Below are 13,195 nucleotides of genomic sequence, written 5' to 3'. Positions count from 1 at the left end.
AGCTCAATTGTGCATTTAACCAACTGTCACTAAACGTGCTTTTAGAACAAGCACTCATCTAAACAACTGGATTGACCATGACTCACACCCTCACACTTTTAACCATGTTACTTTGTGTAATGCTTATCGGTTGTCATACCGCCCCAAAAAAGAACAATACATCTGAAGTTTAATTAAATGCAGACCTGCGTCATCAATTTTGACAATTAAAGCCACCAACCCATATACACCAACCGTCATCGCCACGGCAATAATACTCAGCACCGTAAATTGCGATAACAACGAAGCGGTTGCTACAGTCCCCAACGAAATGACTATGATTTCAGCTGATAAAATAAAATCGGTGCGAATTGCACCTTTAATTTTTGTATTCTCGTACTCTTGCCAATCACCTGTTTGTTCTGCTGCAATCTCAGAGTCGGCCACTTTAGGATGAAGGTAATTCTCAACTATTTTTTCAGCACCTTCAAAGCACAAATATACGCCACCTAGCATCAACATTGGTAAAATTAATGCTGGCATCAACGCGCTAATAATCAAAGCAGCTGGCACCAAAATCACTTTATTAAGCATTGACCCTTTTGCAACAGCCCATACCACAGGTAATTCTCTGTCAGCGCTCACACCTGATACTTGCTGAGCGTTAAGCGCCAAATCATCTCCGAGTACACCTGCTGTTTTTTTCGCTGCGACCTTGCTCATCACCGCGATGTCATCAAGTAAAGTTGCAATATCATCGAGCAAAGAAAATAAACTAGCACCAGCCATAAAAAGCCTTTATTCAAATAGTTGTAAAGGTTTAAGATACACAAAGCGTTGACATTCAGCTAGCTCAATTGTGCATTTAACCAACTGTCACTAAACGTGCTTTTAGAACAAGCACTCATCTAAACAACTGGATTGACCATGACTCACACCCTCACACTTTTAACCATGTTACTTTGTGTAATGCTTATCGGTTGTCATACCGCCCCAAAAAAGAACAATACATCTGAAGCAATCACACCAATCACACCAATCACACCAATCACACCAATCACACCAATCACACCAATCACACCAATCACACCAATCACACCAATCACACCAATCACACCAATCACACCAATCACACCAATCACACCAATCACACCAATCACACCAATCACACCAATCACACCAATCACACCAATCACACCAATCACACCAATCACACCAATCACACCAATCACACCAATCACACCAATCACACCAATCACACCAATCACACCAATCACACCAATCACACCAATCACACCAATCACACCAATCACACCAATCACACCAATCACACCAATCACACCAATCACACCAATCACACCAATCACACCAATCACACCAATCACACCAATCACACCAATCACACCAATCACACCAATCACACCAATCACACCAATCACACCAATCACACCAATCACACCAATCACACCAATCACACCAATCACACCAATCACACCAATCACACCAATCACACCAATCACACCAATCACACCAATCACACCAATCACACCAATCACACCAATCACACCAATCACACCAATCACACCATATGCCTACCAATGCTCGCCAGCTATAGAATTTGTTGCACGCCTTGCTGACAAGGATCATATTTGGCTATTTTTACCGCAAAAAACAGTAAAGCTACCGCGGGTTAAAAGCGGTTCTGGGGTTAAATACCAACTCGAAAACATCATGTTTTGGCAACATCAAGATGAAGCAATGCTCTCCCTTGGAAACATTGTCTACAAAGCGTGTAAAAACAATCCAAGCGAAGCAATATGGCAAGCCGCAAAACTAAATGGCGCTGACTTTAGAGCTGTCGGTAACGAGCCCGGCTGGCACCTGACCATAAATCAAAAGACCAATATCACCTTAACCACGCAGTACGGTCAACAGATCGAACACTTCAGTCATGCTGAAATACTCTCAAGCGCAGCCCACACTCTCTACCAAGCCAAAAATGGCAGCAACACCTTACTCATGAAGCTATCTATTGGCCCCTGTACAGACAGTATGAGCGGAGAAAAGTTTGAAACACACGTCAGCCTTAAAGTAAACGAACAGTCACTAAAAGGCTGTGGAAAATCATTACATTAAAGAACAAAAAGCAACTAATCAGGGACATTAAATAATCCTGCTATAATTGTGTTAGGAGCAAGAGTTGAGTTTTTACTCAATAAAAGCGTATTATTGCGGCCTAAAAAATAATATTAACAATAATTTAAAGAAACGATTATGAGTTCAATGCAATTAACTATTCGGCAAAAAATCACGCTTGGCTTTAGCACTATTGCCATTTTATTAGTCGCCGCGAGCAGTTTTTTTTACGTTTCTTTAGGGCAAATCAGCCACGCTAATAACAATGTCAAAACCATTGCCATTCCTGTGCAAGAGCAAAGTAAAGCGCTGCAAATTCAACTTTTAAAAATGGTTAAATTGGGTGCGTTGGCCTACACACAAACGAGTCAAAATACACTTTCTAGCAGCCAAAAAACATATAATGAACTTGCTCAGAGCTTTAGCGAACAGACACAAGATTTGGTTGCTCGGGTGCAAGATCAACAACAAATGCGCAATGAATTGCAAAGTGCGCAGCAGAGCTATCAAACCTATATCAATCATACAAAAAGTATGTTTGAAGCCAAACTAAACACTCTAGTGGCTATCAATCAATTCACGCAATTAAACAAGCAAATTGAACAAGTACGCATTGATGCCAGCAGCGCCATGTTAGATTTAGAAATAGTCGATCCACAAGGGCAAACGCGTCTGTTAGATGAAGTGATCGGCACCGGAATACGTATCGACGATTTGTTATTTACACTCGCCTCTGCTTTGAGCGGTATCCCACAACTGGCGAGCCCCGAAACCGTTAATACCCATCAAGCTGATGTACAATTTTTGTTAGGCAATATTCAAACTAATTTCGATTATCTCGTCCAACAAGCGGCCAGCTTAGATGCCTCTGAGCAACTCAAGCGCTTTACTCTGGCAATGCAAACGCTGACTGCCGCTTTAGACCAACCGGGCCAACTGTATCAACTGCAACAGCAAAAACTACAACAAAGAGATAATGCAGAGCAGGCTTACTATCACGCAGACCAGTTTTTTAATGAAAGCTATCAATCTCTTGATAACTTAAACATGTTAGCCAATGAGCGCTTTGAAAATCTTCAAGAAGCGGCGCAAAACGCGATTATTCGCGGAGAGACATTAGCGATTGTGATTGCGATTGTTTTTCTTGCCTTAGCAAGTTGCATTTCTTACATCACTTCCAAGGCAATGTTAGGGCCTTTAGCGCTAGTCAATAAAGCGCTGGGTCAAATTGCTGCGGGTGATTTACGACAACGATTTGAACAACGAAGCAACGATGAGTTCGGTAATTTAATCGCAAATATCAACAAACTCTCTGATGATCTCACGCAGCTTTTAGGTGTAATAGAACAAAACGCCATCACACTTGATAAATCCGCCAGCCAATCCAGCGAACAAAGCCTCACCATATCGACTGCCGCGGCTGCGCAAATTACCCGAGTTGAAAAAGCAAAAGATCTTGCTGAGCAAATTCAGCAGAGCTCTGAAACCGTTCACAATGAGGCCAGCACAAGTGCTCAACATGTATCGGATGCATCACAATCGAGCCAAGAAGTGCGCAATATTGCCACAGCAAATAGTGACAGAATCAACGCCCTTTCAAATAATTTAAAAACAACCGTCGCAACCATGAATCGCTTGGCGACTCATAGTGACAGCATAGGCAGTATTCTTGATACCATTGGCAGCATTGCTGAACAAACAAACTTATTAGCCCTCAATGCGGCCATTGAAGCAGCCAGAGCCGGAGAGCACGGTCGAGGCTTTGCTGTTGTAGCTGATGAAGTGCGCTCTTTAGCGTCAAGAACCCAATCAAGTACCGCTGAAATCCACGCAATGATCACCAATCTACAAAAAGAAACCGATGGTGCACAACAAGCAATTCATCAAGGGCAAATGCAAGCCACTGAATGTGCTGAGCAAAGCGTTGAATTAAATCAAGCCATAATGCAAATCGAAACCGCGCTGCATACCATAGATCAAATGAGTAAAAGCATTACCGTCGCTGCACAGCAGCAACTTAGTTTTAGCACAGATATTGCCTCCACCATGGCGCAAACAGAAATTGCAGCACAAGGCAATGCAGAGCAAGCAAAAGGAATGACGGTCACCAGTGAAGAAGTGAGCCAATTAGCCCACTCATTGTCCTCGTCAATCCATCGCTTTAAGTTAAATTAATCTGCTCTTTGGATAATTAATCGCTGGTACAGCTAAAGTGATCGAACAAACCTCCAGTTCGTATAAAAAACAAACAAACGGAGGTTTTTATGAAGATACATCAACTAAAATCATTGTTACGCGATGATCAATTTCAAGCGGTCATTCTGAGTTATGCCGACAGTAACCACTACCTGGTGGGTGCTGAAGATAAACAAAACAACTATTTTTTATTACAAGATGAAAAAGGTAAAACGAAGCAATTTAATTCAGTGCGCGAAGCCGAAAATGTGCTCGTTGCAATAGGCATCGAACAAGCCAACTTTATCATCGAGACAGCGTATGACGAAATGATAGGACGAGAACGTTGCCAAGCAGTATCGACGAGTATTTCTCTACATCCTTAACCGAGTCCAAGGTTAGGGGCTTTTGATCTTTCGTGATGATTTTTGCAGCGAATTGTTGGGTATTGATACAAGGCAGCGCTTTTGTGGTGTAGCGAGCTACACGAAAAAGCGATAACGCAGTAGAAATACCCAACAAACGCTGCCCGAAGGGTTCGGCTAAAAGCGTATTTCTCTTTGTTGAGCAGTATTTGCTTAGAATGACTAGGCTACACACTGCTCGCCGTGATAAAAACGCTTTTATCTCGAACAAAATTAAACCACGAAAGATCAAAAGCCCCTAATATGTCTGATGAATGACACAATTTCGGCCATTTCGCTTTGCTGCATAAAGGTGTTCATCAGCACACAAAATGGCCTCATTTAATTGCTCAATTGTCGTAGCCTCAGCCACACCTATACTCACAGTCATCTCAATACGACACTCTTTTTCTTCGATGCATTGATATGGGTGAGCGGCGATACATGCACGAATTTTTTCAGCGACATTTAAAGCATCAACCAACTGAGTATGTGGCAATAAAATTAGAAACTCTTCTCCTCCAACTCTGGCCACCACATCTAATTCCCGAACATGCGTTTTGAATAAATCAGCAACATGAATTAACACCTTATCGCCTATATCATGACCATAATTGTCATTTACTTTTTTAAAGAAATCCAAGTCGGCCACTATAACTGTCATCGGGAAACGACCTGAGTCTGCATTTTTAGTTTTATTAAAATAGACGGAATCAAGAAAACGACGGTTCGGCAATTTGGTCAGTGGATCCATATTCGCTTGTTTTTGTCGGTGAAGGTTAATAGATGACAATTCCTTATGACTTCGAAAGCGAAAATACTCAGCCACAAATGCCAAAAAGACAGTAACTAGATAAGAAGCGATAAACCGGGATTTTTCATCGGTGCGATATTCAGCTAGTAACCATTGAGGTTGATAAAGTAATTGCAGCACAACTGCAAATAAAGCCAAATTGACGATTAACCCCTGTCGATACCCAAACAAAATAAAATACACCAGAGGAAACGGAAAAAGCCAATAGAGCGCAGTATTCTCGTGCCCTCCCGTAATGACCAACCCCAAAATTAACCCTGATACACCTGCGCCTGTTATATATAAAGACACCTTAAAGTAACGGTGAAAATGAGACAACACGACATTACTTAAAACCACCGCAGCACTGGTTAACAAAATAGAGAACAACAGGCTGTTTTCATTTTCAAAATGCTGCAACGAAAACAGCAATAGAATAAGCCCACCGATATAACTAGAAAAATACATCACTAGTTTTTGTCTTTTTATTTCAATACTCTGGGAAGATTTTAAATCGATAAAACTTCCCCACCAGTCAGGCTTCATATGTGTTGTTCTCTATAATATTCTTGTTCTTTAGGAGTCGCATACTGTACGAAAAGCTAAACTGTCTCATCTGCCACTCTATTTCTGCGCTGCGCAAACCAGCCATAAATAAATACCTTGCTCATTTTAATAGCTGTATCGTTTTAACGCCAAATGATAAATTTTTATTTCATTGTTGTGAAAAACTCTATAGTGAGCTCTGCTATGCTCATTTAATACATTTTGATAAAGCAAAGCAGCATGACCAACCACAGTACTTTATTTGATGATTGGATCCGTGATGATTTTATTGATCTCAATACTGAGCTAGAAAACCTTTATTGGCAACAAAGCGATAGAGCCAACGTAGAATCGATTGGCCAGAGCTTTAAACAAGCACTGGAGCAACAAGGCTTGCACTTTATTAATGCTTTATTGGCCGAAGGTAATACAAATCAAGGTTTTGACCATGCGTTTGATTTACTAGGAAATGTTGGTTTATATATGGCAGCCTGTCGCCGTCATGAAATCACGGAACCCTCTCGAGAAACTCATTCACCTTTAATCGAAGCATCCACATTGGCGATGCACATTGGTGCCTCTATTGGCGTTACACCACGCTTTGCCACCGCCCATTTAACAACACATAATAAAGCTGTAGAAGGCGAATATAAGCGCTTCACTCACTTACCCGATGAGCGTGTTTTCATCGACTTTAATACCAAAGGAATTTTAGCCTATAAACAAGCGGCAGATGCACTGATTAGAATTCAGCCACTGGGCATTTCTCACCCAGCCACAACTGACTTACTAACGACAGCCATTGCTGCAATTCAAACCGTCCAAAAACACAATCAAACCCTATTCCATACCTTAGATGCTGAGCGTTTTTTCTATTGTGTGCGACCGTATTACAAACCGTATCGAGTTGGCAGCGTTGTCTACCGAGGTGCAAATGCCGGCGATTTTGCAGGGATTAACGTGATTGATTTGCTAACAGGGCTCTGTGCGGGGAATGACAAAGCCTATTCTCAAATGTTAGTTGATAAATTTTTATATATGATGCCAGAAGATCAGGCCATTTTGCGCGATTGTATGCGCCGCCCCAGTATGCTTGATTTATTTTTACAGCAACAACATTGTGCACACCATTTATGGTTTCAAGAAAACTTACATTTGTTTTTACAGCTATGCCAAGTCCATGGACAAGCAGCAACGCAGCATCATGATCAGCTAGTCGAAAAGTTTATTAGCCAACCATCACAGTCACTGCAAGCACAACATTTAGATAAACTAACCGCGAGCGGGCCAGCCCTACCAATACTAATCGATGCTTTAGAAAAACTGAGAGATCGCCGCACTGCCGCGCCGCGCAACGATATAAAAACCCGCTACCATGATATTAAAACATTATCGGCGCTAATAGGTCAGCACCATGGATTATAAACAAGACTTTGTCTTAAATAACCACTGCTACCTACTCAGTCACTCTGTTGGCCGACCATTAAAAACTGCGGAACACATCGCACATCAACAGTTTTTTCAGCCTTGGCAATACTCGAACGCAGATCCTTGGGCGCAGTGGCTCTGTGTTATCACACAATTTCAAACGGCTTTGGCCCAACTATTTAATGCGCACCCAGATGATTTTTGTCCTCAAGTTAATTTGTCGAGCGCTTTGTGCAAAATCATCACTGCAATTCCCTCTTTCAATACGCCCACACCGACCATACTCATGGCCGAAGATGACTTTCCAAGTATGGCGTTTGCGCTTGAGCATTCGCGCAACCACCAGCTCAATTTACGTTTTATTCCCAAAGGTTCAAACCTGACAGATATTGCTTGCTGGCAGCGCTACCTCACTCATGAAGTTGATTTGGTTTTCATCAGCCATGCTTATTCAAACACAGGGCAATGCTCCCCCGTGCAAGACATTATTGCATTAACACAACAGTTCAATTGCATCAGTGTGGTTGATTGCGCCCAATCTGCTGGTGTTATTCCGTTAGATTTAAAAGCTCTAAACGCCGATTTTGTGATTGGTTCATCAGTGAAGTGGTTATGCGGTGGGCCTGGCGCGGCATTTTTGTGGGTCAATCCACTGCGGGTCTCGCATTGTACGCCGCAGGATGTCGGCTGGTTTTCACACCGCAATCCCTTTGAATTTGATATTCATCACTTTGAATATCACAATACCGCGCTGCGGTTTTGGGGGGGCACACCTTCGATTCTACCCTATGCTGTTGCAGCGCACAGTATCGCTTACTTTGCAGACATTGGAGTTAAACAAGTTCGGCAACTCAATTTCACACAGCTAGAAAAAATTCACGCCGCTTTCCCATCTTGGTGTGTGTCACCACAACAACCAGAGCTTGCATCAGGGACATGTATTTTAAACTTCCAACACCGACAGCCTGATGTGCTAGCACAATTACAGCACCACAATATTAGTGTTGATGTCAGAGCCAGTGGTATTCGACTCTCTCCGCATATTTATACCGACATGAATGATATTGAGCGACTTATCACTGCCATAGAAGAGGCCTTACAATAATGTGGGCATCAAATTAATGATAAGTGCGTTCAGTAAACGCCCACTTTAAGCCAATGCTTTGAAAAATCTCGTGGGTGGCTTTTTCACCATACCATTTGACTAAAATTTCATAATAAATTGGAGATTTTTGGAGTACCTCAAATGCGCGCTTGTAGTCATCGATTATTTGCTGATCAGTCTCTTTATTAAACGCCAAATAGATATCACTCGACTTAACCTCAAGCGCTATTTCTAGGTGTTCAGGATCTTGCAAAGCAAGCTCAGCTAAGCGTTCCACACCTAAATTGGAAGTCAAAATCACATCGTTATGATTTGCATACAATTTGCGCATCCGGCCAATATTATCTTCAGATAAATCAAGGTTTTTAAACCCAAGCGACAAAAGATAATCAGCTTTGGCATCGTTTCGTGTTGCTGCAATTGACGTCAGCTGTTTTGCGTCATCTAAGTTGGCAATCTCAATCTGCGAGTCTCGATGTTTATACAGCACCCATTTTACTCTGAGTAATGGCCCAACCCAATGAAATAAGTCTTCGCGCTGTGGCGTGCGAGAAATAGAAAAAATCGCGGAATTGGGTCTTTTAAGTACCTTTTGGTAGGCGCGCGTCCACGGAAAAACATGACTTTTCACCCGATAACTCGCAATACGATTAAGCTCTTCAATCATCTCAACACTTGAACCGACCAAAATACCCGACTCATCTAGATAATTACCTGGCGGAGAGATTTCTGTGTAAAAATTTAATGTCGGTTTTGTGGCATGGGCAGGAAAAAACAGCCACCCAATACACATCCAAAAGACTAATTTGATCATGCTTGTCTCTTTTATTTTATTAACACTTATTATGGTTGGATTTTATACACTTTAGTTGAGTGCTCAGCAAACGCTTCCCTTTTTAAGGGGCAAGGCATGTTTTTGGGATCCATTGTTGTGCTTCATTGGCATACATGGCTAACCACAATTGCGCAGCTTTGTTTTCAGCATGCCCATCTGCCACCACCAAAGCTGACGCGTTGGCAATCATCTCACTGCTAAATTGCATATTTTGAACTAACTGATACGCGCAAAGTGATTGTTTTTTTAAACCTGACCAAGCCACTTTTTTTAATTGGCTTTGCCGTGGTTTGCCACAATCATAAGCCATGTTTTTATTCAGTCCCCATGCCTCAACGAGTTCACAGGCTGGTTCGTACTCAGGAAACTCAACAAACTGACCCTGTACTCTGACATCAGTCCAATTGGGTGTCCAATTCAACAGGAGTATAGGTTCTTGTTTGGTGACCGCTGCTTTAAGTGCTTGCCATAAAGGTTGCGAACCCGAATAGCGCTCAATGCGATATTGTAATTTCAATGCACGGATCAAATCTGCATCATGAGGATTCCAAGGTCCAGTGCGATAAACCCCTTCATCTGCTCGTGCTGCATCTGCAAATACCTCAATACACTGATTTAGAGCGCGCCAATCAGGTAAATCTGGGCACAATTTCAACACATAAGCTGGAAACCACCAGTCCTCTCGGCCCTTTGCATTATGAAGCCCTAAGTCATCAAACCATTTATCAGCAAGCGCTTTTACCAAAACGTCAGTGACTGAGCTTTGCCATACCTCAACTTGAATATGAACAAACCCTTGTCGTAACGCTCCCCATTGATGCGCGACAGAAATATCTTGGTACTCGACTTGCTCTCCCATACCACTAATCATCAATCCTATCGCTTTAGAGAGCACTCGTTGGCTGGCCCATTCATTCATCGCGATTATCACAGTCGGTGGCGCTTTCTTTGCGGGCGTTGCACCCGCAAACACGCCTGAGATCCAACTAATGGCGTACAACATAAAACAAACAGATATCACCTTGGCGCTATTCATAACAATTTCTCAAGCGAACATCATCAGAGTATAGACAGAGTTAGCACTTTATACAGAGAACCCGTTTATAGGCCTCGACTTTGAGGCAAGCGCACATTCACGCGGGTACCTAATCCATCGGAGTTAGCTGCAACCACTAAGTGCCCGCCTTGATTACGGATCAACTCTCGGCTGATCACTAAACCAATACCGGCTCCTTGTTGCTTAGTGGTATAAAAAGGCACAAATAAGTTGTCAGGATTTTGAATGCCGATGCCTTGGTCGATAATATCAACCTCAATCGTGTTCGCACTTAGCGACCATTTCAACTGCGGTACTGTTTGACCACCTGCCTCATAAGCATTTTTGATCAGATTAATAAGTGCTTGCTCTAACTGCCCGATATCGACCGAAAAATAGACCGTAGCGTGACAACTAATGTCTAAGTCTGGGTAAATCGCTTTCAAACGCTGGTTAATCAACTCACTACTTACTTGTTTAGGCTGCGCTGTGCCCACTTGTGAAAAAGCACTGTAACTGGCCACAAAATCAAGCAAATTTAAGGCTCTTTTTTCAATCACTTGTAGCATATCGCAAGCTAAATCGTCCTTTTCACCGAGCTGTCCCTTGGCTTTCATTTGCAATAAAGACTGGCTCATCGAGCAAATAGGGGTTAAAGAGTTGCGGACTTCATGATTAATCACTCGGATCAGCCGTTGCCAAACCTGCTGTTCATTTACCCGTAATTGCTCTTCTATCGAGAAAAAAGCCAGCAATTCGTAACTTCGACCAGCGCGCCAAAATGAATGATTCGATATTTGATACCGACCCGTTTTAGAGGCTCGCTCAGCAAATTTCCATTCGGTATTGTCTTGATAAAGGCCCAATGTTTTGACATCTACCCCTTCAATCTGAGTTAATTTTAGTGTCTTTAAACAAGCCTGATTGGTAAAATAAACATGCTGGTATGGGTCAATAATTACAATTGGCAGATCAAGCATAGTGACAAATTCAAAAACAAACGCTTCTGTTTGACTATGCTCACGTTTTTTGTCGACTATCGTTTGTGCTACTTGATTGAAATCCGCTTTTAAACTGGCCACTCGACCACTTGTATATTGCGCCAAATGCCAACTATTGGTTTCTTGGTATTGCAGGCCATCTAGCTGCAAACCGATGCGCTCAATTAAATCGACAATCCGCTGATAACAGCGCAGCAATGCCCAGACGACTACGATGAAAAAAGGCATTAATAATGTCACACTGGTAAACCAATCAAATGTCCATGAATAAGCCAACAGGCTTCCCATAATGACCAATACGAAGAACACAGCTAGACCAGCTATGATCAGATACCGCTCAAAAGAGTGGAACCGTGCCATTTAACTCTCCCTGCCTTTGAGATCTATCCCAAACTTTTCGATGCGCCGATAAATAGCCGATTTACTGAGCCCTAAAAACTCTCCCGCCGCAATCACATTGCCATTAAATTCAGCCATGGCTTTGAGGATCATCTGTTTTTCTAATTCATCAAGTGGTAACAGAGGGAGTGCAGACGAAGGTGTCGCCTCAATGTGTTGCAGCGATAAATCACTCTCGGTTATCACACTGTGTTCTGACATAATCACTGCACGCTCAATACAATGGCTTAACTCTCGCACATTTCCCGGCCAACTGTAATACGTTAAGCTTTGCTGTGCTGATGGCGAAAAAGACATGCCATGACGTTGATATTTTTTACTGTGTTGGTGCAATAAATGTCGGCTGAGCGCTTCAATATCCTCAGGTCGCTCACGAAGAGGCGCAATATGAAGCTCAATTGTATTGAGGCGAAAAAACAAATCTCGACGAAACTCACCTTGCTCAATAGAGTTTGCAAGCTCCGCATTGGTTGCAGCGATAATTCTGACATCGGCTTGTTGAGTTTTGCTCGAGCCTAGCACTTCAAACTCGCGACTTTCGAGTACTCGCAACATTTTACTTTGTAGCTCAAGAGGAAGCGTAGCAATTTCATCTAAAAATAATGTACCACCGTCAGCGATTTCAAACCGCCCGAGACGATCCTCCTTAGCATCCGTAAAGGCCCCTTTTTTATGACCAAATAATTCACTTTCAAATAACGAAGGGGCAATAGCGCCAATATTGATACTCACAAAGCGCTGTGCATGACGAGCCGAGTGCTGGTGAATATAATGAGCAAGCAAGCTTTTTCCAGTGCCATTTTCGCCTGTAATTAAAATACTGGCATCTGTTTTAGCTGCACGGCGTGCTTGCGCTAGTAAGTGAATCATTTGCTCAGATTGGGCAATATATTCCTCTGATACATCTGACTGCAAGGCTTTTAAACAAGCATTGTCGTGGGTGATCTGTTGTTGTTTCAGCTGTTGTTCAACAATAGAAATCAACCGCATGTTATTCCAGGGTTTTTCTATAAAATCAACCGCACCCAACTGCATTGCTTGCACCGCCACATCGACACTCGCCCATGCCGTCATAACTACGACCGGAATATCATATTGCTGCGTTTTTAATTGCTGAAGAAAACGCAATCCTTCTTCACCAGAGGTGGTATCAAGCTTAAAATTCATATCGAGCAAAATAAGACTGACACCCGTACGTGCCAACATTTCAAAGGCTTCATCTGGGCCTTGTGCTTCGATGCAATGGTAACCCATTTGATTGAGCGCGATGGTTGCTGACATTCGTACATCAGCCTGATCATCAATAATTAAAATAGTGTCCATTTATTATTCTTTTTCTATATAAAACAACACGCAAT

Annotated in this window: 11 protein-coding genes and 1 pseudogene; 5 read left to right on the top strand and 7 right to left on the bottom strand. The window is 42.4% G+C overall.

From position 1 onward, the window contains the following. Positions 1–171: 171 nt before the first annotated feature. Both PULV_RS14530 and PULV_RS21990 read right to left on the bottom strand, forming a co-directional pair. Positions 172–768 (bottom strand): annotated as a pseudogene (locus tag PULV_RS14530) (DUF808 domain-containing protein); the annotation flags it as partial. 194 nt (positions 769–962) lie between these two features. Beyond that, positions 963–1,562, bottom strand: a complete 600-nt coding sequence (locus PULV_RS21990; protein WP_227009411.1) for a hypothetical protein — start codon at positions 1,560–1,562, stop codon at positions 963–965. Between PULV_RS21990 and PULV_RS21985 the strand changes: the two genes are divergently transcribed. The 3 genes from PULV_RS21985 (at position 1,450) to PULV_RS14515 (ending at position 4,676) form a co-directional block, all read left to right on the top strand. Then, positions 1,450–2,115 (top strand): MliC family protein, encoded by a 666-nt coding sequence (locus PULV_RS21985; RefSeq protein WP_227009417.1) that lies wholly within the window; start codon positions 1,450–1,452, stop codon positions 2,113–2,115. The two genes, PULV_RS21990 and PULV_RS21985, sit on opposite strands and share 113 nt — an antisense overlap. A 138-nt stretch (positions 2,116–2,253) precedes the next feature. Continuing rightward, on the top strand, positions 2,254–4,290 hold the full coding sequence (locus PULV_RS14520; RefSeq protein ID WP_193332111.1) for a methyl-accepting chemotaxis protein: 2,037 nt from the start codon (positions 2,254–2,256) through the stop codon (positions 4,288–4,290). An 89-nt stretch (positions 4,291–4,379) separates the two neighbouring features. Beyond that, positions 4,380–4,676, top strand: a complete 297-nt coding sequence (locus tag PULV_RS14515) for a DUF6482 family protein (RefSeq protein ID WP_193332110.1) — start codon at positions 4,380–4,382, stop codon at positions 4,674–4,676. Positions 4,677–4,953: 277 nt separating this feature from the next. Here the strand turns inward: PULV_RS14515 and PULV_RS14510 are convergent, their stop codons facing one another. Further along, complete coding sequence (locus PULV_RS14510) at positions 4,954–6,033, bottom strand: GGDEF domain-containing protein (RefSeq protein ID WP_086745675.1); 1,080 nt, start codon at positions 6,031–6,033, stop codon at positions 4,954–4,956. A gap of 240 nt (positions 6,034–6,273) precedes the next feature. Here PULV_RS14510 and PULV_RS14505 point away from each other — a divergent pair, with 240 nt between their 5' ends. After that, positions 6,274–7,458, top strand: coding sequence for a PrnB family protein (locus PULV_RS14505; protein ID WP_193332109.1), 1,185 nt, complete (start codon positions 6,274–6,276; stop codon positions 7,456–7,458). Next, positions 7,448–8,566, top strand: coding sequence for an aminotransferase class V-fold PLP-dependent enzyme (locus PULV_RS14500; RefSeq protein WP_193332108.1), 1,119 nt, complete (start codon positions 7,448–7,450; stop codon positions 8,564–8,566). Before PULV_RS14505 ends, PULV_RS14500 begins: the two co-directional genes overlap by 11 nt. 13 nt (positions 8,567–8,579) lie before the next feature. On the opposite strand, the gene PULV_RS14495 is transcribed toward PULV_RS14500, so the two are convergent. The 4 genes from PULV_RS14495 to PULV_RS14480 form a co-directional block, all read right to left on the bottom strand. Beyond that, positions 8,580–9,380, bottom strand: coding sequence for a substrate-binding periplasmic protein (locus PULV_RS14495; protein ID WP_086745678.1), 801 nt, complete (start codon positions 9,378–9,380; stop codon positions 8,580–8,582). Positions 9,381–9,462: 82 nt separating this feature from the next. After that, positions 9,463–10,437: an ABC transporter substrate-binding protein gene (locus tag PULV_RS14490; protein ID WP_193332107.1), complete on the bottom strand. Its 975-nt coding sequence runs from the start codon at positions 10,435–10,437 to the stop codon at positions 9,463–9,465. A gap of 65 nt (positions 10,438–10,502) precedes the next feature. Continuing rightward, positions 10,503–11,798 (bottom strand): sensor histidine kinase, encoded by a 1,296-nt coding sequence (locus PULV_RS14485; protein WP_193332106.1) that lies wholly within the window; start codon positions 11,796–11,798, stop codon positions 10,503–10,505. Then, positions 11,799–13,160 (bottom strand): sigma-54-dependent transcriptional regulator, encoded by a 1,362-nt coding sequence (locus PULV_RS14480; protein WP_193332105.1) that lies wholly within the window; start codon positions 13,158–13,160, stop codon positions 11,799–11,801. It abuts the gene before it with no gap. Positions 13,161–13,195 lie beyond the last annotated feature (35 nt).

Origin of the sequence: Pseudoalteromonas ulvae UL12 (assembly GCF_014925405.1) — a bacterium.
Taxonomy (GTDB): Bacteria; Pseudomonadota; Gammaproteobacteria; order Enterobacterales; family Alteromonadaceae; genus Pseudoalteromonas; species Pseudoalteromonas ulvae.
Note: the sequence above shows the minus strand (reverse complement) of the source record. Positions and strands in the feature narration are given on the sequence as shown.

Coding starts and splice junctions, on each gene's coding strand:
- PULV_RS14520 (WP_193332111.1), top strand. CDS start 2,254: ATGAGTTCAATGCAATTAACTATTCGGCAAAAAATCACGCTTGGCTTT.
- PULV_RS14515 (WP_193332110.1), top strand. CDS start 4,380: ATGAAGATACATCAACTAAAATCATTGTTACGCGATGATCAATTTCAA.
- PULV_RS14510 (WP_086745675.1), bottom strand. CDS start 6,033: ATGAAGCCTGACTGGTGGGGAAGTTTTATCGATTTAAAATCTTCCCAG.
- PULV_RS14505 (WP_193332109.1), top strand. CDS start 6,274: ATGACCAACCACAGTACTTTATTTGATGATTGGATCCGTGATGATTTT.
- PULV_RS14500 (WP_193332108.1), top strand. CDS start 7,448: ATGGATTATAAACAAGACTTTGTCTTAAATAACCACTGCTACCTACTC.
- PULV_RS14495 (WP_086745678.1), bottom strand. CDS start 9,380: ATGATCAAATTAGTCTTTTGGATGTGTATTGGGTGGCTGTTTTTTCCT.
- PULV_RS14490 (WP_193332107.1), bottom strand. CDS start 10,437: ATGAATAGCGCCAAGGTGATATCTGTTTGTTTTATGTTGTACGCCATT.
- PULV_RS14485 (WP_193332106.1), bottom strand. CDS start 11,798: ATGGCACGGTTCCACTCTTTTGAGCGGTATCTGATCATAGCTGGTCTA.
- PULV_RS14480 (WP_193332105.1), bottom strand. CDS start 13,160: ATGGACACTATTTTAATTATTGATGATCAGGCTGATGTACGAATGTCA.